This is a genomic window from Chitinophaga sancti (assembly GCF_034424315.1).
GTDB classification, from domain to species: domain Bacteria; phylum Bacteroidota; class Bacteroidia; order Chitinophagales; family Chitinophagaceae; genus Chitinophaga; species Chitinophaga sancti.
Map to the genome: position 1 here is coordinate 5282155 of NZ_CP139972.1, position 20843 is coordinate 5302997.

At 44.3% G+C, this 20843-nt stretch carries 17 protein-coding genes; 6 read left to right on the forward strand and 11 right to left on the reverse strand.

The window, feature by feature from the left end; translation table 11 throughout:
* Window positions 1-8: 8 nt before the first annotated feature.
* Entirely contained in the window at window positions 9-635 is a 627-nt protein-coding gene (locus tag U0033_RS20465) for an SCO family protein (RefSeq protein ID WP_072358621.1), read from the forward strand.
* Window positions 635-1066: a Fur family transcriptional regulator gene (locus tag U0033_RS20470; RefSeq protein WP_322518449.1), complete on the forward strand. Its 432-nt coding sequence runs from the start codon at window positions 635-637 to the stop codon at window positions 1064-1066. The genes U0033_RS20465 and U0033_RS20470 overlap by 1 nt, the downstream gene beginning before the upstream one ends.
* A gap of 68 nt (window positions 1067-1134) precedes the next feature.
* On the opposite strand, the gene U0033_RS20475 is transcribed toward U0033_RS20470, so the two are convergent.
* The 3 genes from U0033_RS20475 to U0033_RS20485 all read right to left on the reverse strand — a co-directional run bounded on the left by U0033_RS20475 (window position 1135) and on the right by U0033_RS20485 (window position 5442).
* A complete protein-coding gene (locus U0033_RS20475; RefSeq protein WP_072358623.1) occupies window positions 1135-2856 on the reverse strand; it encodes a M3 family oligoendopeptidase in 1722 nt (573 codons plus the stop codon).
* A 314-nt stretch (window positions 2857-3170) separates the two neighbouring features.
* Window positions 3171-3821, reverse strand: a complete 651-nt coding sequence (locus U0033_RS20480; protein WP_072358625.1) for a DUF5606 family protein — start codon at window positions 3819-3821, stop codon at window positions 3171-3173.
* Between the two features lie 154 nt (window positions 3822-3975).
* Window positions 3976-5442 (reverse strand): lamin tail domain-containing protein, encoded by a 1467-nt coding sequence (locus U0033_RS20485; protein ID WP_083571421.1) that lies wholly within the window; start codon window positions 5440-5442, stop codon window positions 3976-3978.
* Between the two features lie 124 nt (window positions 5443-5566).
* Here U0033_RS20485 and U0033_RS20490 point away from each other — a divergent pair, with 124 nt between their 5' ends.
* Window positions 5567-6556 (forward strand): aspartate-semialdehyde dehydrogenase, encoded by a 990-nt coding sequence (locus U0033_RS20490; protein ID WP_072358629.1) that lies wholly within the window; start codon window positions 5567-5569, stop codon window positions 6554-6556.
* Between the two features lie 321 nt (window positions 6557-6877).
* A complete protein-coding gene (locus tag U0033_RS20495) occupies window positions 6878-7096 on the forward strand; it encodes a hypothetical protein (RefSeq protein WP_072358632.1) in 219 nt (72 codons plus the stop codon).
* A 317-nt stretch (window positions 7097-7413) separates the two neighbouring features.
* On the opposite strand, the gene U0033_RS20500 is transcribed toward U0033_RS20495, so the two are convergent.
* The 4 genes from U0033_RS20500 to uvrB all read right to left on the reverse strand — a co-directional run bounded on the left by U0033_RS20500 (window position 7414) and on the right by uvrB (window position 13599).
* Entirely contained in the window at window positions 7414-8079 is a 666-nt protein-coding gene (locus U0033_RS20500; RefSeq protein WP_072358634.1) for a DUF2461 domain-containing protein, read from the reverse strand.
* Window positions 8080-8257: 178 nt separating this feature from the next.
* Entirely contained in the window at window positions 8258-9337 is a 1080-nt protein-coding gene (locus U0033_RS20505; protein ID WP_072358636.1) for a porin, read from the reverse strand.
* Between the two features lie 252 nt (window positions 9338-9589).
* Window positions 9590-10972 (reverse strand): ammonium transporter, encoded by a 1383-nt coding sequence (locus tag U0033_RS20510; protein WP_072358638.1) that lies wholly within the window; start codon window positions 10970-10972, stop codon window positions 9590-9592.
* A 572-nt stretch (window positions 10973-11544) separates the two neighbouring features.
* Complete coding sequence (gene uvrB / locus U0033_RS20515) at window positions 11545-13599, reverse strand: excinuclease ABC subunit UvrB (RefSeq protein WP_072358640.1); 2055 nt, start codon at window positions 13597-13599, stop codon at window positions 11545-11547.
* A gap of 107 nt (window positions 13600-13706) precedes the next feature.
* Here uvrB and U0033_RS20520 point away from each other — a divergent pair, with 107 nt between their 5' ends.
* Entirely contained in the window at window positions 13707-14504 is a 798-nt protein-coding gene (locus tag U0033_RS20520; protein ID WP_083571422.1) for a S1/P1 nuclease, read from the forward strand.
* A 110-nt stretch (window positions 14505-14614) separates the two neighbouring features.
* Here U0033_RS20520 and U0033_RS20525 read toward each other — a convergent pair whose 3' ends face one another.
* Window positions 14615-15538, reverse strand: coding sequence for a PfkB family carbohydrate kinase (locus U0033_RS20525; protein ID WP_072358642.1), 924 nt, complete (start codon window positions 15536-15538; stop codon window positions 14615-14617).
* Between the two features lie 53 nt (window positions 15539-15591).
* The gene (locus tag U0033_RS20530) at window positions 15592-17001 is read right to left on the reverse strand and encodes an MATE family efflux transporter (RefSeq protein ID WP_072358644.1); all 1410 of its coding nucleotides are present in this window, start codon (window positions 16999-17001) and stop codon (window positions 15592-15594) included.
* A gap of 204 nt (window positions 17002-17205) precedes the next feature.
* Between U0033_RS20530 and U0033_RS20535 the strand changes: the two genes are divergently transcribed.
* A complete protein-coding gene (locus U0033_RS20535; protein ID WP_143150656.1) occupies window positions 17206-17598 on the forward strand; it encodes a hypothetical protein in 393 nt (130 codons plus the stop codon).
* A gap of 155 nt (window positions 17599-17753) precedes the next feature.
* On the opposite strand, the gene U0033_RS20540 is transcribed toward U0033_RS20535, so the two are convergent.
* Together U0033_RS20540 and U0033_RS20545 are read right to left on the reverse strand one after the other, a co-directional pair.
* Entirely contained in the window at window positions 17754-19763 is a 2010-nt protein-coding gene (locus U0033_RS20540) for an OmpA family protein (RefSeq protein WP_072358648.1), read from the reverse strand.
* Window positions 19764-19779: 16 nt separating this feature from the next.
* Window positions 19780-20790 carry a PorP/SprF family type IX secretion system membrane protein gene (locus U0033_RS20545; RefSeq protein ID WP_072358650.1) on the reverse strand — a complete coding sequence of 337 codons (1011 nt, stop codon included), beginning with the start codon at window positions 20788-20790 and terminating at the stop codon, window positions 19780-19782.
* Window positions 20791-20843 lie beyond the last annotated feature (53 nt).

Sequence of the window (20843 nt, forward strand, 5' to 3'; positions counted from 1 at the left end):
CGGCAATTATGTCTAAGAAGAATATCTTTTTAATCACCTTTTTTGTGTTATTGGCAATAGCTTTTATGGGATACGCAGGCTATGTGATCAAAGGGGAACAGGGTGATTTCTTTGGCAGGGAAAAACTGCCAGTACTGGGAACAAATGGCCATATTGTAGGTGGCTTTTCATTTACTAATCAGGAAGGCCGCACCATTACCGCCCGGGATGTGGAAGGCAAAATATACGTAGCAGAATACTTTTTCACCACCTGTACCGGCATCTGTCCTAAGATGAACAAGAACATGGTGAAGGTATATGCTAAATATAAAAGTGAACCTAAGTTCAGAATCCTCTCCCATACAGTAGATCCTGAAAATGACAGCGTTCCCGTACTGAAAAAATATGCAGAAGAGCATGGAGCTGACCCTGCAAACTGGTGGTTCCTAACCGGGTCCAAAAAAGAATTGTATAAACTGGCAAGACAAGGCTATCTTGTAGATGACGGCACCTATGCCGGAGACGAAGATTTTGTGCACACACAATGGTTCGCACTCGTAGATGGCCAGGGCCGTATCAGGGGATTATATGAAGGCACTAAAGCCACTGACGTTGACAAACTGATCGTAGACATTGACAGGCTGCTAAAGGAATAATGATGGACATCACGCACAAAACACATATAACGGAGCTGCTGAAAGCGAGCAAACTCAGCATCACAGATACGCGCATGAAGATCCTGGAGCTCTTCATGGAGAGCAATGGTGCATTGGAACATAGTAGTTTTGAAAAACTGGCTGGCCAGTCTTTTGACCGTGTAACGGTTTACCGCACATTACAAACTTTCCTTGACAAAGGATTAATTCATACCATTCCCACAACCGATACCAGCATCAGGTATGCTTTGTGCAAATCTGATTGTTCTGAACACGATCATCATGATCACCATATTCACTTCAGATGTGAAAATTGTGGTACTACCATTTGCCTGGATGAAACGGAGATACCGGTGATCCAGCTACCGAAGGGCTATGCTGCACATAATGTAGATGTGGTGGTGAGTGGGGTATGTAAGGAGTGTAAATAAAATTCGCTTAGGCCTGCCATAGGCAAAACGAAAAAGGGCTCAAAGTTTTGAGCCCCTTTTTTTATCTTTTAGATTTTATCGATCTCGGCCTGTACAAAATCAGCCAGCTCTTTCACATAAGCAGGGGAGAAGTCGAACTTAATTCCCGCCGCCTTATACAACTCCGGCAAAGTCCTGGTACTACCCAGGCTCAGGGCCTTCACATAGTTATCAAGTGCCTGCTGCTTGTTTTCCTTATACTGTTTCCACATAGCGATCGCACCCAGCTGGGCAATACCGTACTCAATATAATAGAATGGCACTTCGAACAGGTGTAACTGCCGCTGCCAGCTAGCCGCCCTGGATGCTTCCAGCCCGGTGAAGTCAACGGTATGGGTAGAGAATTCTTCCAGGATGGAAACCCAGGCGGCAGTGCGCTCTTCCACTGTATGTTGCGGATGCTCATATACCCAGTGCTGGAATTTATCGATAGTGGCAATCCATGGGAAGATCACAATCGCTCTTTCCAGTTGTTGCAACTTAGCACGGCGCAGTTCATCCGGATTACTGAAGAAGATATTCCAGTGGTCCATGGTGAAAAGTTCCATACTCATGCTTGCCACCTCTGCAATCTCCATCGGATATTCTTTGAAGAAGCTCAGTTTCAGGTTATGGCTCAGGAAGGAGTGCACGGCGTGGCCACCTTCGTGTACCATGGTGGTCAGGTCCTTCATCTGGCCGGCTGCATTCATAAAGATGAAAGGTACCCCGGTTTCTGCCAGTGGGCAGTTATAACCACCAGGCGCTTTCCCTTTACGGCTTTCCAGGTCCAGGCGGCCCATTTTCTGCATTACGCGGAGGCAGTTGCCAAAGAAAGGTCCTAATTCATCAAAAGTTTCAATTGCTTTATTGATCAGTTCCTCGCCGGTATGGAAGGGTTCCAGGGGTTTGACGCCTGCTGGTTCAGCCTCGCCATCCCATGGTCTCAGCACATCCAGGCCCAGTTTCTGGCGTTGTTTCTCCTGGAAGTTCTTTACCAGTGGCAGGATATGTTCCTTTACTGCTGCGTGGAACTGGAAGCAATCTTCCCTGGTATAATCGAAACGACCCAGGTCTTCGAATTTATAATCCCGGTAATTGGCGAAACCGGCGTTTTTAGCTACCTGGTCACGCTTTTGTACCAGGGTGGTATACAGCTGATCCAGCTGGTCTTTGTCCTGGAGGCGGCGTTCGCTGGTTTTGCGGTACACTTCTTCCCTGAGCGCACGGTCGCTGCTTTCGAGGAAGCGGGCAGCCTGTTGCAGGGTGTATTCCTGGCCATTTACTGTAATGGTCATTTTACCTACGATCGGGCCGTATTGCTGGGATTGAACGCTTAGTTCGGCCAGCAGGGGTACGTTTTCTTCGCGGAACAGTTTCACCTGTTTCTTTACGCTGCGCAGGTAAGTCGCATAAAGGTCCTTATCCAGCTGGTTCAGGTATTCGCTGGCCAGCAGTTTTTTGTTCAGCGCATCCGTATAGGGTTGCAGCTGAGGCTGTATTTCCATGCAGAAGTAGGCGAATGCCTCTTCCAACGACTTGTCTGTGGTATCGCAGGTCATACGGATCTGGCGCCAGGCGGCATCTTCGCTGATCACTGCATCCAGTTCGCTGATGTCTTTCAGCCATTTTTCCAAAGTAGCCACACTTGCTACCGGTCTTGCTAACAATTCATCATAATATGGCTTCAATGCTTCCCAGGTGGTTACCTTAAAATCTTCGGGTAACAGTGTACGGGGCTGTTTATCAATATTTGCGTCTAAAGTGTTCATAATACTAAAATAAGAAAATAATGTCAGAGCAAGTGGTAAGCGATAGGCAAGATTCAATCGCACTTCGCCACTAACGGTACACCAACATATCACTAGTATATCACTTCATTATCCCGGGGATAATGAAGTGATATACTAGTGATATGTTGGTGCCAGGATAATGAACCGATGTAACTGGATTCGGAGCGAATCTTACCCGGCGCTTATTCGAACAAGCGCCGGGCTAAACGTGGACTTGTGCCAATAAAAATGCCTGACGGAAAACGCGATTGCGCTTTCCGCCAGGCAATATTTTATCCTGAAAGGAGATTAAACTATTCCTCGGTCTTCTTTTTCTTAGGAGCAGCCTTCTTTTTAGGTGCTTCTTCGCCTTCAGCAGCAGGAGTTTCTTCCTTCTTAGCCTTAGTAGCTTTTTTAGGTTTAGCAGCTGGTGCTTCTTCACCTTCAGCAGCAGGAGTTTCATCCTTAGCTGCAGCTTTCTTAGGCTTTGCTGCCTTTTTAGCAGGTTTTGCTGCTTCTTCTTCAACTACTGCAGTTTCGGCAGCTACCTCTTCGGTATCTGCTTCTTCTGCCTGCTCGTCGAATTTCAGCAGGTCATTATTCTTGAGGATGGTATACCATTTTACCATCTTCTTCATATCGCTCACATACACCCTTTCTTCATCGAATTCAGGGAATACGCTTTTGAAGTAAGCTTTTACCGCATTATTGTCAGCCTTAGCATCCACCAGGGCAGTTTTACCATCTTGCTCCTGCATAGCTTTGAATACTTCCGCCAGGTTTACGTTTTCACCTGTTGTAAATACTTCAATGCTTTCCAGGGGGGTAAAATTATGGATGCGCGAACTCACAAAACGCGTACTCTTGTCTTCCAGAGATCTTACAATAGCACCATCCTGTTTGCTGGCGATCAACTGAAATAAACCGCCCAAACCGGTTACTGCAACTATTTCTCTATACTGCATGTTCAAATTTTTAAGAAGCGCAAATATAAAAAATCGTTTTTATCCGACAAATTGATCCTTCCTATACTTTAATTTTCTTCTGACTAATCAAGCTCCCTGACTATTTATATATTAAAAAAATATTTGCTTTTAGCAAATAAAAAAGTTGACAAAATCAGGTATTTTTTTGTTTTGCCAATACCAGCGGGAGCTTCCAGCGCTGCACATCTCCTTCAGAATGAATTAGTGATGCAAATACGATGTATATACCAGTTGGGGCTATATTGTGTACCTCATCTGTGCCATCCCATGTAAAAAAACCTTTTGGAGGCAATAAAAAATGGTTACATATTGTTTTTACTAATCTGCCTGCGGCATTATATATAGAGATGTCAGCTACATATCCGGGAGCAGGCAGTGCATAATTGATCACGGCTACATCCTCCATTCCATCATTGTCAGGAGAAAACACTTCGGAACTCAGGGTCAACTTACCGGGCAAATCTACGATACCTAACTGCTGGGAATTTGCAATACCCGGTGTTGCAAATCCCACGGTTGAGGAAGCAGAATGCCAGTTAGATATTTGTTGTGAAGGTGCATCTGCATTTAATCTTTCTAAGGATACTCCTTTTGTATTTTGAGCCAATGGAAAATGCATCGCATCAGAATAATGTAATGCATCAATTGTATCACCATTTTTACCTGTTATAAAAACCTCTCCACTTTCATTTGTGAAGGCAGGTAATGCCATCTTATATACATGCATGCATTTGTATTGTTGCAGCAACGCATCAGGATCGCTGGTGAATGCAGCATATGCGCCAGGTTCCAGTGAACCTGATGGAAATGCAATGGGATCTGTCAGTCCACCATTTGATTTTCTTCTCAGAAAGAATAATTGTGAAAGTGACACTGTTGATATACCATTATTATATAGCTCTATAAATTCTACAGCACCATCATATAAGATCTCATTGATCACTACTCTTATCATTTCAGTATCTGTATGTGCATTACCTACAATGACATTATCAAAGAAATGCTTGCCTGCAAAGGATGCTGTAGACTGTCGTACTACAAATCCCATGATTGATCCGGAAGCATAAGTACTATCTGTTGCCGTACCTTCCACTACGTCATTCACCTGCAGTGTCCATTTAAAATGGTCATTACATGTCACTTTTACACTTAATATATTAGTTGTATGATCAGTGATACCATCTCTGCCATCGATGAGTAGACGAGGTGTAGCATGTGGATCTTTCCTGTATAGGCACACTTCATCTTTCGTGTTACCTGTTCGTACGAAATATCCACAGAGCAGGGAATCCAGCAGGTTGTTCTTATTAGCACCAAGATAAACATCCACATAGTTTAAAGAGGAAGTATTGAAGTTGAGCTGCATCGACCACTGCCAGATGTTATTAAAAGGAGGGGATGCAATCGTTGATATATAAAAATTACTATTAATTTGTCCGAAACTACTTTTTAGTTGTCCATTCTGAATAATCCAGGCAGAATCAGTGCCGCGCCATCGCGTAGCATCTTTCAAATCCTGATAGTTAAAATATTCTTCGAACTGGGCATGCGTAGAAAGGGCATGCAAAAGCATGCAAACACAAACAATGGGAAACCTCATTTCTTAATAATTTACTAATGACAAGTATCTAAAATTAGTGATTTTCTATGATTCATAGACATACATTGAAAACCGATAAGGTTGTAGTAAATTCGCATCTCCAAAAATTTTAAATGTAAATACAATGAAAGTTGCCGTAGTAGGAGCTACCGGACTGGTAGGCTCAAAAATGTTACAGGTGTTAACGGAAAGAAATTTTCCGGTTACAGAACTCATTCCAGTTGCATCTGAGAAGTCAGTAGGTAAGGAAGTAACATTTAAGGGCAAGCAGTATAAGGTAGTCAGCGCAGATACGGCAATTGCCATGAAGCCTGCAGTTGCACTGTTTTCCGCAGGTGGTGGTACTTCAACTGAGTGGGCACCAAAATTTGCTGAAGCAGGGATCACTGTTATTGACAACTCTTCTGCATGGAGAATGGATCCGACCAAGAAACTGGTGGTACCAGAGATCAATGGTAAAACACTGACGCCTGAAGATAAGATCATTGCCAATCCAAACTGTTCTACCATCCAGATGGTACTTGCTTTGAATCCGCTGCATGAGAAGTATAAGATCAATCGTGTGGTAGTATCTACCTATCAGTCAGTAACCGGTACTGGTGTAAAGGCAGTAGAGCAGTTAATGAATGAGCGGAAAGGTATAGATGGACCGAAGGCTTATGCACACCAGATAGACCTGAATGTGATTCCACAGATCGATGTATTCCTCGATAACGGATACACGAAAGAGGAGATGAAGATGGTGAAAGAGACGGTGAAGATCATGGGGGATAGTAACATTCGTGTCACTGCTACTACTGTACGCATCCCGGTAATGGGTGGTCACAGTGAATCTGTGAACGTTGCCTTCGATAATGAGTATGATTTAAGCGAAGTACGCAGCATATTGGAGAAGACACCGGGCATAATAGTAGTAGATGATCCTGCAAACGCAAAATATCCGATGCCAAAGGACGCACATGAGAGAGATGAGGTGTTTGTAGGCCGCCTGCGTCGGGATGAGACCCAGGAGAAGACTTTAAACATGTGGATTGTCGCAGATAATTTGCGTAAAGGTGCAGCTACCAATGCAGTGCAAATAGCAGAATTTTTACATGCGCAGAAATGGATCTAGTTTATAAGTCCATGATATTCGTAAACGTATATACGTTATAACATAAACTATTGAGAGCAAGTGACCTATCACTTGCTCTTTTAGTATCAATTAGTATTAATATGATGAGAAATTTGTATTACCGAAACAAAAATTACACAGAAGTAGTATTGATTAATGAAGGATAAAATTCAATTTTGGTACCAATAATCCTATGCCAACTTACTTCTTCCAAAAAAGTTCAAACTTTAAGAAAGTAAGGTGCTGACAGAACTAAAATTCACAAATCCGTAAACACCCTTAAGTCCTATGAAAACCAACGCCAATCGTGAGCTTTTATTGATGCACAAATTTACTGAGGAGTGGAGCAACAACTTTTCTTCACAAGTATCACGCATCATGAACATTGTGGATCAACATGATACACTGGATGGAATTATCCCAATTATTGAGGTAGCCAACGTGTATAACCAACGTTTTGCGCACACTAAGACAGACAAAGAGAATCTGTTGAAGAATCGTAAGGCAAGACCGTTTGAGTTCCTGATCCACAAAAACTAGCCAGCAAAGTACCTGTTCCGTATTTATCTGTTGCCCTTTGTAACATGCTTATAACTCAGGGATACATATCCGGCAGATAGGACTACAGACAGGGTTATTTTGCAATGGAGATTGTCTAAGAAATCGAAGAGCGTATTGTAGCGTAAGTTAATTTCCTGTGCCCCGAGTCTTGCACAGGGTAAGTATTTTTTGTCCTACTGAAGTTGGTGATGTGTACGGAAAAGGGCTGACTAAAAAGCAAAAAGAGAGTCATTGCACAGGAGTGCAGCAAACATCGTTTTTTAGTCAGCCCGGAGATTGGGTTGAAGCTGGAGTCATTATTCCAGGTCCAGCGCCCGGTCCATGAATTTCACAAAAGGCTGCATGACAGCAAAGATTTTCAGAATTTCTCTAACAAGCGCAGGCTGTAAGGTAGCATCGTCCGCGATGTGGTGCCATACGGTGAAGCTTTTTAGTTTCAGGTAAGCTATGGCTGGATTGTCCGGCTGGTAGCCCTGTGGCACAGTTTTGAGTGTTTCTCCCTCTATTTTCCCAAAGTAGCGGATGAAATCCTTATTGGATATAATCTGCTGGAACTCTTCAAAATTGTAGTCTATTTCCTGTCTTACTTTCTTTAATACCGGCGCTTCGGGCATCCAGAGGCCGCCGCCGGCAAAGCTATTTCCACCTGGTTCCAGATGGAAATAATAACCCGGGCGGGGTGTTTTGCGGCCACCTGGCGCAAATGCAGCCCCCATATTGGTCTTGTAAGGTGTTTTATCTTTAGAGAACCTTACATCTTTGTATATACGGAATGTACAATCCTTCACCTGCAGGCCTATCAGTGCCGGATCCTGTTTACACAGGCCATCCAGGATCTGCTGAACTACACTATCAAAGTCAGATTTTGCCTGCTGATAGTCCCCTTTATGGTCATCGAACCATGGCTTATTGTTATTCTTGCTCAGTGATTTCAAAAATTTCAACGTGGTGGGCTGTAACATGCATCAGAATTTGTACACAAAATATAAAATAGCTTTTAGAAGGTAGCGACTCATTTTGTATTTTATCCAAGCCCCAAAAGGCGGCAGTTGATCGCCGATGCCTCAGACATCAACGATCAACAGCACCGCAGAATGGCCTGCGGCCGGCATAAAAAAGATGAAAAGGGTTTATTGCCTGTTAGAAATGATAGGTTGCAGCAACCAAAACGTTCGGTGATGTGCTTGCAGGAGCACCATCATGTTTGTTGAAAATATCTACTGAAGCTTTGTCAAGTCTGAATTCAGGAATGATAGTAAGATTGCCAACTTTATAATTGACAGAAAGGGTGCCAGCCATAACATGTCCACCGGTAGTACCGGAAAATGTTTTTAATGCATTTGCATCATCAAAATATTCTCCCCGCAGCGTAAGGCCCAGTGTCTTATTGAAATCAATATTCATGTACAGGGCAGATCCCCACCATTTTGCGGTATTATCAATTAGCTCTTTTTCACGGGTATTTTTATAGGTGCTTACGGTACCGTTATAGCCAAAGCCAATCACATCACTCACATTATATAGTGCTACGAAATCCAGTTGGTGGTTCTGCACACCAGCAGTATCGCGGCCTTCGAGATAATTCAGGTATAATTTAAGAGGAGTGGTGTTTGCACTGTAGGCAACCTGTGCGCCGATATATTTGCTGGTCGACCAGGATGCCGATTTAAAATCGGTGGGATTGAATACACCCAGCATAGCGCTGAGATGTTCATTGATGGTGATATCTGCTTTTACACCCGTATTAAAAAAAGGTCCATTGCTGAACATATAGCTCATGCTGTAATTCCTGTTCTGATAAGCATCAACAAGCTCATAACCTATGTGTGTGGCAAAGCTACCCATGCTGATCTTTAATTTATCGAGCACCTGGTAACTGAGGTAGAGTTGTTTGATGGCCATTTCCATACTTCCCTTATCACCGGGATGATCATTGTATGAAAACTCTGCCGCTCTTCTGCCAAAGCCAAGATCAGCTACGATACTACCTTTCTGGAAACTATGTTCGGCTTTCAGGGAGAACATACCCAGTTCAAAACTATTGTGCGAATTAGTGAAACTGGTCTTATTATCTGTGCTGTTGCCGTTAAAGTTATACTTGTAATATACATCTGCAGAACCTGAGATACTCACTAAAGGACTTTTGGTAGAATCCACTGTTTGGGAATAGGCAAAAGAAATCTGGCTGACAGCAAAAGCTGTCAAAAAAAGTTTTTTCATGCAGTAAAATTTGGATGATAAAAGGAGTGTGCTAAATCTGCGTGGCTGCTACTTTCAAACGATAGGACCGATAAGACAATAAAAAAGAATAGCTAATAATTAAGCACGGAAAAGAAACTCTTAACTCGAAACAAATAAGAAATTGGTTGATAAAATACGCTGGTTGATAAAATGATACTATCTACAATTTCCCGTGTTAATTATTAGCTATTCTGAATGTTTTGGGTATTCAAACTCACTATATATTCTTCATTAATCTATTACTGGCTCTTCCTTGAGTGTACCGTTGTCGTATACACTCATCATATGTGGATGGTAGCTTTCGTTGTGCTGTGACGCATCCAGACCCAGTGCTTCCTCTTCTTCGCTTACGCGGAGTGGGTGGAAAGCATCGATCAGTTTGAAGATCGCATAAGATACAGTGAAGCTGTATGCTACTACGATAGACAGACCGATGAACTGAGTTTTGAACAGGTCGAAGTTACCATAGAACCAACCATCAACTACGTTTACGGCTTTGGTAGCGAATACGCCGGTGAGCAGCATACCTACCATACCACCGATACCGTGACAAGGGAATACATCCAGTGTATCGTCGATAGCAGTTTTAGATTTATAGTGAACCATCATGTTAGAAACGATTGCTGCGATGAAGCCCATGAAGATACTCTGTGGGATTCCTACGAAACCTGCAGCAGGCGTGATTGCTACCAGACCAACAACGGCACCGATACAGAAACCAAGTGCAGAAGCTTTACGGCCACGAACCACATCGAAGAAGATCCAGGACAGACCAGCGGCGGCAGCAGCAGTATTAGTAGTAGCGAAAGCAGATGCAGCCAGACCATTTGCAGCTACAGCAGAACCGGCGTTGAAACCGAACCAGCCGAACCACAGTAAACCAGTACCTAAGAGTACGAATGGAATATTTGCAGGTTGCAGTTCTTTCTTTTCAATATGATCTTTACGGCGTTTCAGTACCAGGGCCCCGGCCAGTGCGGCACAACCAGCAGAAATGTGTACTACAGTACCACCCGCAAAGTCAATTACGCCCATCTTGAAGAGGAAACCTTCCGGATGCCATGTCCAGTGTGCAATTGGACAATACACCAGTAAACTGAAAAGCACCATGAATAATACGTAAGATGTGAACCTGATCCTTTCAGCGGTAGCACCTACTACCAGCGCTGGCGTGATGATCGCGAACTTCAGCTGGAACAGCGCGAACAACAACAAAGGAATGGTGGGAGCAGCGGCCCATGGCGCACTGGAGGATACTCCTCTGAAAAACAGGAAAGTAGTCGGGTCTCCGATGAAACCATGATATGACTTACCAAATGACAGGCTGAAACCTACAGTCACCCACAATATACTGATCAGGCCTGTAGCTATGAAGCTCTGCATCATAGTTGAGATCACGTTCTTACGGTTCACCATACCTCCATAGAAAAATGACAGACCAGGGGTCATGAAAAATACCAGGCAGGTTGATACCAGAATCCACGCGATGTCACCATAATTATATTTTCCCTCAGGATCTGCAAAAAGCGGCTCGTTTTTAACGAATAAACCAAATATTGCCACTAGTCCCAGAATAATAAAGGGCAAATAGTCCTGAAATGATGTTTTCTTCATAGCAATTCGATTTTAAATTTCTTCAATAAAAGTATGAATAAATTTAAATCGTCAAATAGAGGGGGTCAAAAATAGAAATGATCGAATAAATAGGGGTGAAAGTGGGTCAAATGCTAACTATATTATAAATAATAATAATATTAATAATGATTTTAGTCATTCTTTGAGTGGAAAAGCAAGCATTGTTAAAATATAATCACATGATATAGAATAAGTTAGGTGGTACTTAAGTAGGAATTAACGAATTTCTAAAATTAGGGCTTTGAGTATTACAGCAATTTTCATAGATGGCATATAATTATTTGTAAAACAATTATTTAAAAATAACTTTAATTATGTTATGTTGTTGAAATTGATTGAAAAACATCTAACACATATAATTATTAATAATATTATTATTACTACTTAATGGTTTCTTAGAGGAAGCAGCTATCGTTTTCAGGCTCATTTTTCATCTTTTTTTAAACACCAACCCCGAAAAAAAGGTTCTCAAGATGATAAAACCAATTTTTCGGGGAGAGAGACTGAAATTTTACAAGGAGAGACCCTATAAAATAACTTATTATTAAAATTTATAATTCTTTCATAGTATCCAGTTCACGCTGCAAGGCAAACATCTGATCGCGCAATCTGGCAGCTTCCATAAAGTCCAGGTCCCGGGCCGCCTTTTCCATGTCTTTTTTCACTTTCGCAATTGACTTCTCCATTTGAGGGATTGTCTTGACTGCCGCTTCCTGTTTGGCGTAGTCTACTGCATTTTCTGCCACCAGGGTCACTTCATCATGTACTGCTATTGGAGAATTCTCGTCGAAGTTCTTGATTTCCAGCACGGATGTCTGGCCCATGATCTGCTCCCTGGTTTTCAGCACCGTTCTTGGCGTAATGCCATGCAGGCGGTTGTAAGCAATCTGCTTCTCCCGGCGGCGGTCGGTTTCATCGATGGTACGCTGCATACTGTCTGTAATCTTATCTGCATAGAAGATTACCAGACCATCTACGTTACGCGCCGCCCTACCTGCGGTCTGGGTCAGGGAACGTTCATCGCGGAGGAACCCTTCCTTGTCCGCATCCAGGATGGCCACCAGGGTTACCTCGGGCAGATCCAAACCTTCACGGAGCAGGTTCACACCTACCAGTACATTAATATTACCTAAGCGCAGGTCGCGGAGGATCTCTATTCTCTCCAGGGTATCTACCTCGGAGTGGATATACCTTGACTTAATATTAATACGCTGCAGGTATTTGTCCATTTCCTCGGCCATACGCTTGGTGAGCGTGGTTACCAGCACACGGCCCCCCTGCTGTACCCTTTTATCTATTTCTTCCAGCAGGTCATCTACCTGGTTCATACTGGGCCTTATCTCTATAGGAGGCTCCAGCAGGCCGGTAGGTCTTACTACCTGTTCCACGACCACGCCCTCTGTCTGGCGCAGCTCGTAGTCACCCGGGGTTGCACTCACGAAGATGGCCTGGTTCACCAGGTTCTCGAATTCGAAGAAGTTCAGCGGACGGTTATCCAGTGCAGAGGGCAGCCGGAAACCGAAATCTACCAGGGTGAGTTTACGGGAACGGTCACCACCATACATACCACCAATCTGGGGAATGGTTACGTGGCTCTCGTCTATGACTAATAAGAAATCTCTCGGGAAGTAATCCAGCAGGCAGAATGGACGGGTACCCGGGGTACGTCTGTCCAGGAAGCGGGAGTAGTTTTCAATACCGCTACAGTAACCCAGTTCCCTGATCATTTCAAGGTCATAATTTACCCTTTCTGAGAGGCGCTGGGCTTCAATATGTTTTCCTTCTGCCCGGAAGTAATCTACCTGTGCTTTCAGCTCATCCTGTATTTCAAAGATGATCTGTTGCATCATGTCTTTAGGAGCGAGGTAGAGATTTGCAGGGAAGATGGCGGCATTTTCCATGGTGCCGATACGCTTACCGTTCTGTACATCGAAGCTTTCAATTTCTTCTACTTCATCACCAAAGAAAGTGATACGATATGCATAATCTACATAGGGCAGATTGATGTCTACAGTATCTCCTTTTACACGGAAGTTACCACGGTTGAAATCGCCGGTGGTACGGGTGTACAGTGAGTTTACAAGACCATGTAATACCGTGTTGCGGCTAATGGTCTGGCCTTTGTGCAGACGAATGATACCGTTTTCATAATCGGTAGGATTACCCATACCATAGATACAGGATACGCTGGCTACCACGATGATGTCTCTACGGCCGGAGAGCAGGCTGGTAGTGGCTCTGAGGCGCAGCTTATCCAACTCTTCGTTAATAGCAAGGTCCTTTTCTATATAAGTATCACTCACCGGCATGTAAGCTTCGGGCTGGTAATAATCGTAATAGGAAACGAAATATTCGACAGCATTGTCGGGGAAGAACTGGCGGAACTCACCGTAAAGCTGGGCTACCAGGGTTTTATTATGGGTAAGCACGAGGGTAGGGCGCTGCACCTGTTGGATGACATTGGCTACGGTAAAGGTTTTACCGGAACCGGTTACACCCAGCAGGGTTTGGTAGGGAGCTCCATCCTGCACGCCTTCCACCAATTCTTTGATTGCTCCCGGCTGATCGCCGGAGGGAGCGTAAGGTGAATGAATTTTAAATGGCATATTCAAATTTACTAAGAAATGGACAAACGGTAACTCCTGCCTTCGGCAGAAGCCAAGCTTTATATTACCTTTACTTTTTACTGATTTAACCAGCTCATTTATTTTTTATGCTTAAGAAGTTATACCTGCTTGGTCTGGGCCTGATATTACCGCTCATTCCGTTATCTGTTTTTGCATGGGGAGTGACGGGTCACCGTATTGTTGCTGAGATTGCCTACCGGCATCTTACACCTAAAGCCTTGAAAGCTGTACAGGCTATTCTTGGAAAAGAGAGTATGGCAATGGTGTCAACATGGCCTGATTATATTAAGAGTGATACCACACATCGTTTTGATAGCCGTTATAGCTGGCATTTTGTAGATTTCCCTGCGCATGTGGATAAAGCGGGCATAGAGGCTACTTTGAAGACGGTGAAGAAAGAGAATTTGTATGATGAAACGGAGGCACTGATCAGTGAGTTGAAATCAAAGAAAGGAACGAAGGAAGAGCAGTGGCTGGCGATGACTTACCTGATTCATATGATAGGGGATATGCATCAGCCTTTGCATGTGGGCAGAGATGAGGACCAGGGGGGTAATAAGATTCCGGTGATGTGGTTTGGGAATCAGTCTAATTTGCATAGAGTATGGGATGAGCAGTTGATAGATTTTCAGCAGTTGAGTTATACCGAGTATACGGCGGCGTTGGATACGGCAGATGCGGCGCAGATTAAGGGGATGCAGAGTGGGAGTGTGAAGGATTGGTTGTATGAGTCAAATCAACTGGCGGATAAGGTATATGATAAGACGCAGGCGAATGAGAAGCTGAGTTATAAGTATAATTATGTTTTTGTGAAGGATTTGAATAGTCAGCTACTCAAAGGAGGCTTGAGATTAGCAGCCTTACTGAATGAAATTTATAAATAATAAAAAGGCTGACTAAAAAGTAAAATGAAGGCGCTGTGAATTGCGTAAAAGCCATTTCGTCTCCATTATCCACCCGGGAGGGGGTACCCTTTTTAGTCAGCCGCTTATTGCTATACTAAATCAATATCGAAATTCACTAATTCTACGAATTGTTCCAGTCTTGCTGAAATATCTGCCTGTGTAATCGTCTTCAGGCGATCAGCACCAAACTTCTCCACACAGAATGAAGCCATTGCAGAACCCACAATAATCGCAGTCTTCATGTTTTCAAAAGAGACATCCTTTGTCTTTGCAAGGTGACCAATGAAACCACCAGCAAATGTATCACCAGCACCGGTTGGATCATACACATCTTCCAGCGGCAATGCAGGTGCAAAGAATACATGATTGTCATGGAACAGGAGCGCACCATGCTCTCCTTTCTTAATGATCAGGTAACGTGGACCCATTGTCAGGATCTTACGCGCCGCCTTCACTAATGAATATTCACCAGACAGCTGACGAGCTTCTCCATCATTTACCAGCAGTACATCTACTTCTTTCAGTACTTTTTTCAGATCATCCAGAGCAACCTCCATCCAGAAGTTCATTGTATCCATTACAATGAGTCTTGGCCTTGTCTTCATCTGCCTGATTACTGACATCTGTACCTGTGGGGTCAGGTTCCCTAAGATCAGGAACTCGCTACCCTGGTAGTTTTCAGGAATTACAGGGTTGAAATCCCCCAGTACATTCAGCTCAGTGATCAGGGTGTCGCGGGTATTCATATCCATATGATACTTACCGGACCAGTAGAACGATTTCTCATCCTTTTTCACCTGTATCCCTTCCAGCTCTATGCCCTTGGCTTTCAGTGCTTCCAGTTCAGACTGAGGAAAATCCCCACCTACTACAGATACCTGATTGATAGGTTGAACGAAGTTGGATGCAGCCCATGCAATGTAAGTAGCAGAGCCACCTACGATTCTTCCGGACTTACCAAATGGGGTTTCTATATCGTCAAATGCCATAGTGCCTACAACTGTGAGCGACATGCGTAATACGTTTTAATTAATAGGTTTAGAAATTTTGAACACGCGCAAAGGTATTAAACTTTTACCCGCTTCCACCATCCTTTCCGGAATATGATGATACTTGCTATAGCCATCGCGGATTCTGCAGCTGCTATGGCAGTAAAAGCACCGGCTGGCCCCCACTCGTAATGTACTGCCAGGACCCATGCCAGCGGCATCTGGAACATCCAGAACCCGACGAGGTTAATGATCGTAGGGGTACGGGTATCACCTGCTCCATTAAAAGATTGGGATAATACCATCCCATATGCATAGAAAATATACCCCATGCTCACCAGCTGTAAGGCCTGTGCACCATAGGCAACTACCGCTTCCTCCTGGGTGAACAACTGGATCACCGGCCTTGCCAGCAATATAAAGAAGAGAGATACACCGCCTAAAAAGATCATATTTAGGAAAGCAGCTCTCCATACTGAACGTTCGGCCCGCTCCGGTTGTCCGGCACCCAGGTTCTGGCCTACCAGCGCCGCTGCTGCATTGGCCATACCACTAGCCGGCAATATGGTAAAGATCACGACCCTGATGGCCACGGTATACCCTGCCACGGCTTCTTCGCCAAATCGGGCTATCAGCCGTACCAGGAAAATCCAGCTCGTTGTGTTGATCAGCATCTGGGCAGTACTACCCATAGCGATCTTCAACAACTTACCGATCACCGGGAAATCTGGTTTTAAATGATGTATAGAAATCCTGATCAGGCCTTTACCGCCAAACAGGTTATACAACTGATAACATACGCCTACCCCACGGCCTATACAAATAGCCAGTGCAGCACCTGTCAAACCCATAGCAGGTATTGGGCCCAGGCCATTGATGAGCAATGGACATAATATGATGTTGACGATATTCGCAATCCAGAGAGAACGCATTGCCATTGCGGCATCGCCCACACCTCTGAAAATACCATTGATGAGAAATAGTAATACGATCAACAGGTTACTCCCCATAATCATACGGGTGTAGATATTACCATGTTCCACTACATCGGCCGGCGCCCCCATCAGGGAAAGCAGGTCAGGGGCAAATATCACCCCAATTATGCTGATCAGCACTGAAAACACCAATGCGATATACAATGACTGCACCGCACTGTGCGCCGCTGCATCAGGGTTCTTTTCCCCTGTACGTCGTGCTACCACCGCCGTGGCCGCCATACTCATACCAAATGCGATCGTGTATACAATGGTCAATATAGATTCAGTTAAACCTACCGTAGTAATGGCATGTGTACCCAGTTTGCTTACAAAGAATATATCTACTACTGCCAACAGTGATTCCATCACCATTTCCAGTATCATGGGTACCGATAATAAAAATATAGCCCGGTTAATACTACCGGTCGCGAATTCAGTCTCTGTGCCGGATACTGCGGATATAAATAACCGGAATACCCTGCGCAGACGATTGTCAGCTGCCTGCTGCATTGTCAATTTGTTAAAGAAGTTAGCAATGAGAATTGGTACGGCTGTACCGTAAAATTTGGAGGTCGAAAGAAGGATCACGGACGTACCGGATCGGGAATTACATTTTCATAGTTCGTCAGTTGAAGGCTACGAAGGTAGTTTTTTTATTGTAAAAATAAGGGGAGGGGAGGAGGACCGCTGTCTACATACAAAACTCATATGTTTATGTTTACTAAAATGAAACCCGTTATCCTCTCATTAGCTGTAATCGTAGCAACAGTTATTGCCTGCTCTAAAGAGCAACAACAAGCCCTGTTGGACAAGGACAAAATTGCAGCAGATGCTGCCCTTAAAGGTGATAGTACGCATCTGCCAGGAGACAGTACGCACTTACCAGGTGATAGTACACATTTACCAGGCGATAGTACCCATCTGCCTCACGACAGTACGCACCTGCCTCCGCATGACAGTACGCATTTACCTCCACATGACAGCACCTACCTGCCTCCGCACGACACCCTTCCTCACTTCCCGCACGATACTACCGGGCTGGGTGATTCTACGGGTGTTCCTCCTGTTGATACCTTTGCAACACGCCGCTTGCATGGCAGACATTAATATCTAAAGGGATGTTCTTAATGTTGTTTCGTGTTGACAGTAACGAAACCTCTAAAAAAATAATGGCCGGTCTTTCAACCGGCCATTATTATGATGGTCCTCTTATTGTTAGGATATGGCTCCCACCTTGTGGTGGGGGTAACCTTCTTTATAGATTATTGCGATAACTGGGTTACGCGCAACACCTTGAATTCTGTTCTTCTATTCAGCTGTCTGCCTTCAGGGTTATCCTTACCATTAGGCAGTGTATTCGGTGCAATTGGCCTGGATTCACCATACCCTTTCGCGATCATGCGGGATGACGGAATACCCCTGCTTATCAGGTAATCTACACATGATTGAGCCCTGCGCTGAGATAATTTCATATTATATTCATCCTTACCCTTACTATCTGTATGGGCACTCATTTCGATGATAATATTCGGATTATCCTGCATAATAGAAACTACTGTATCAAGTACAATCAGAGATTGCGGACGCAGGGTCGCTTTATCGAAATCGTAGTAGATATCTTTCAAGATAATTGGCTTGCCAATTTCATATCGTTTCAGGCAGATGGTGGGGCTTTCCATGGAATCTACTTTCTCCAGCTGGTCTGTATTGATATAGATCGCTTTGGAGAAGTAATTTTCTTTCTCTGCCATGATCTTGTAATTCATCTTCAGATCTACTTCAAAACGATAACGACCGGTTTCATCCAGGGTTACCTGTTTTAGTACTTTTTGCTGAATCGTATCGATCAGGGTGATCTTTGCACCTGACAATGGCAGGTTATTATCACAATCCATCACCATACCATGTATGGACTTAGAAATACGCTTAATGTTGAACAATTCCAGGCAGCATACGGATTCTCTGTCAGAGCTGATATAACCACCGTTCATAGGATGTGCCCAATCAGAAGCAGTATAGTAAATATCATCCTTTGGAGAGTTCAGCGGCGCGCCTAAGTTCTTCGGCGCCGCCCAGCTACTGAAGTCCCCTTCGCTGGAATAGAAATCCAGTCCACCCAACCCTACTCTGCCATCAGAACTGAAGATCAGCATATGCCTGTCGCCGTCATAAAACGGTGCCTGCTCCTCATCGCGGGTATTGATACCCGTACCCATGTTTCTCGCAGCGCCTGGCATGTTCTTGTCCAGCATACTATACCAAAGGTCATTCTTACCCATCCCCCCGGGTCGGTTGGATGCAAACATCAGGTATTTACCATCAGCCGTTACAAAGGGCTGCATGGAGCTATATCCATCTACGTTTACATTCTGCCCTAATGGCTTTGGTTCTGACCAGTTATTCCCATTGCGGGTGCTTACGTAGATAGCCGCCGCCTTTATCCCGTTCTTATTTGTCCAGCGGGTCAGGAAGATGGAATTACCATCTGGTGTGACCGCCGATACTCCCTGATCTACACCCTTTACTTCAGGCATTGCCAGGGGGCGGCTGTTGCTGAAAGCAGCATCCTTTCCATCGGCCTGAAATAAGCTGTTGATATAAGGGTTCTCTTTTTTCTTTTTTTCCAGTATGGTCGTATCGGGGCGGGAAGAGGTGTATAGCAGCAGGTTTTTTCCCAGCAGGGTAGGTGCATAGTTAGCACCACCTACGTTTACATCTCCGTTTAGTTTCGTTACGATATAACCCGGTGTACGGCTGGCCTCAGAGATAGCAAATTCGCAGCAGGCGATTTCCAATGCCGCACGCGTCGTGGTTTCATCTACCCTGGTATATTTATCTTTAAACTGTTTGAACTGGTCAATGGCCTCAGGATATTTACCATCTGCACGCAGGCACACCCCATACCAGAAGCGGGCCAGCGGGAACATATCAGGGTTATTATAGCTCACTACTTCTTCATAGTACTTCTCAGCATTACCAAAGTCATTGTACATGCGGTAAGATTCTGCGAGCCTGTACTTCACTGTTTCATAATCCCTGATCTTCCCTGTCTTCTTGTCTTTGGTGCCTGCCTGGTAGGGCAGAATTTCATTAGGATTTAATTTGAATGTGCCCAGTGCTCTCTGGTAATACTGTGCAGCAGAATAATAGTCTTTAGCTTCGTAATACACATCGCCTGTCCGCTTATAATCGTATACGTACTGCGCCTGTAAAGAGTTAACCACAAATAAGCAGCAAACGATGGCCAGCCAATAGTGTGAATTTTTTTTCATCCGTTATTATTTTGTTTTACAACCGTGGGCATATGAAGTATTCCTCTCCATACACTTTTTTCTTGCGGCTGATGAAAGACAGGGAAATTTCGAAACTGTTGCTGCCATTGACCAGCCTTCTCAGGTTGGAGGCGTTTACATCGTAACTAAGGCCCAGTACAAAATTTTTGAAATGGAAACCTGCGAATGGAATAGCTGAATCATTCAAGCGATAGTTACCACCTATGAGAAAGTCAAAGTCTTCATTTACCAGGAAGGATCCGTACAAACCAGCTACTATTTCTTCTGCATTACCCTGCCTCATATACATACCATTTGGCGTGAAGCTCAGCAGATCACTCACCTTGATACGGCTACCACCATGTGCCAGGTAGCGCACGGGTAGTTTCCTGTTTGCCCCTGTTACGAAAGGATCTACCGGTTGTGTGAGGTGGCCGGCAGAAACACCTACGAATGGATTGAACTGGTGACTGGGGTTACCATCAAAGAACATGGCACCTGCTGCCGCATCGAATACATTGGAAGAGGTGGTATTGATATTTTCTCCGCTGGCTTTAGCAGGGTCAAAGCCGATCACAGGATCGTACTGGCTACCCAGCTGCCATTTGGAAGGATCGATACGACGATTGATCATACCAGCCTGTACGCCGAATACCAGCTGACTCGTACCGGTAGCACCAAAACGCACGCCCCTGTAGGAGAAGCTGGCCATACCATTGAAGTAGTTGTAACCTGCATCACCAGCTTTCATGTTGGTAATATTGACACCGATACCTACATTGTTCGCTGCTGCGGCATCGAATGAGAAGCCCATTGTAGAGAAAGGTTTACCAATATTGACCCATTGGTTCCGATAATTGGCGGAAGCCCTGTAGTCTCCGTCTATTACACCTGTCAGTGCGGGGTTCAGCCACAAGGGGTAGGCATAGTATTGAGAAAAATGGGGGTCAACCTGTGCCCTGATTACTCCCGGCAGGAACGCTGCAGCCGCCATTAATACAATAGCGAGTATATTCTTATTCTTCATGGGAAGAGGTTTATCATTTAATATTAATAACCGGGATAGTGTCTGCCACTATC

What these genes read in the sequence shown, in the direction of transcription:
- U0033_RS20465 (WP_072358621.1), top strand. Translation starts at nt 9, where the DNA reads ATGTCTAAGAAGAATATCTTTTTAATCACCTTTTTTGTGTTATTGGCA.
- U0033_RS20470 (WP_322518449.1), top strand. Translation starts at nt 635, where the DNA reads ATGATGGACATCACGCACAAAACACATATAACGGAGCTGCTGAAAGCG.
- U0033_RS20475 (WP_072358623.1), bottom strand. Translation starts at nt 2,856, where the DNA reads ATGAACACTTTAGACGCAAATATTGATAAACAGCCCCGTACACTGTTA.
- U0033_RS20480 (WP_072358625.1), bottom strand. Translation starts at nt 3,821, where the DNA reads ATGCAGTATAGAGAAATAGTTGCAGTAACCGGTTTGGGCGGTTTATTT.
- U0033_RS20485 (WP_083571421.1), bottom strand. Translation starts at nt 5,442, where the DNA reads ATGAGGTTTCCCATTGTTTGTGTTTGCATGCTTTTGCATGCCCTTTCT.
- U0033_RS20490 (WP_072358629.1), top strand. Translation starts at nt 5,567, where the DNA reads ATGAAAGTTGCCGTAGTAGGAGCTACCGGACTGGTAGGCTCAAAAATG.
- U0033_RS20495 (WP_072358632.1), top strand. Translation starts at nt 6,878, where the DNA reads ATGCACAAATTTACTGAGGAGTGGAGCAACAACTTTTCTTCACAAGTA.
- U0033_RS20500 (WP_072358634.1), bottom strand. Translation starts at nt 8,079, where the DNA reads ATGTTACAGCCCACCACGTTGAAATTTTTGAAATCACTGAGCAAGAAT.
- U0033_RS20505 (WP_072358636.1), bottom strand. Translation starts at nt 9,337, where the DNA reads ATGAAAAAACTTTTTTTGACAGCTTTTGCTGTCAGCCAGATTTCTTTT.
- U0033_RS20510 (WP_072358638.1), bottom strand. Translation starts at nt 10,972, where the DNA reads ATGAAGAAAACATCATTTCAGGACTATTTGCCCTTTATTATTCTGGGA.
- uvrB (WP_072358640.1), bottom strand. Translation starts at nt 13,599, where the DNA reads ATGCCATTTAAAATTCATTCACCTTACGCTCCCTCCGGCGATCAGCCG.
- U0033_RS20520 (WP_083571422.1), top strand. Translation starts at nt 13,707, where the DNA reads ATGCTTAAGAAGTTATACCTGCTTGGTCTGGGCCTGATATTACCGCTC.
- U0033_RS20525 (WP_072358642.1), bottom strand. Translation starts at nt 15,538, where the DNA reads ATGTCGCTCACAGTTGTAGGCACTATGGCATTTGACGATATAGAAACC.
- U0033_RS20530 (WP_072358644.1), bottom strand. Translation starts at nt 17,001, where the DNA reads ATGCAGCAGGCAGCTGACAATCGTCTGCGCAGGGTATTCCGGTTATTT.
- U0033_RS20535 (WP_143150656.1), top strand. Translation starts at nt 17,206, where the DNA reads ATGTTTACTAAAATGAAACCCGTTATCCTCTCATTAGCTGTAATCGTA.
- U0033_RS20540 (WP_072358648.1), bottom strand. Translation starts at nt 19,763, where the DNA reads ATGAAAAAAAATTCACACTATTGGCTGGCCATCGTTTGCTGCTTATTT.
- U0033_RS20545 (WP_072358650.1), bottom strand. Translation starts at nt 20,790, where the DNA reads ATGAAGAATAAGAATATACTCGCTATTGTATTAATGGCGGCTGCAGCG.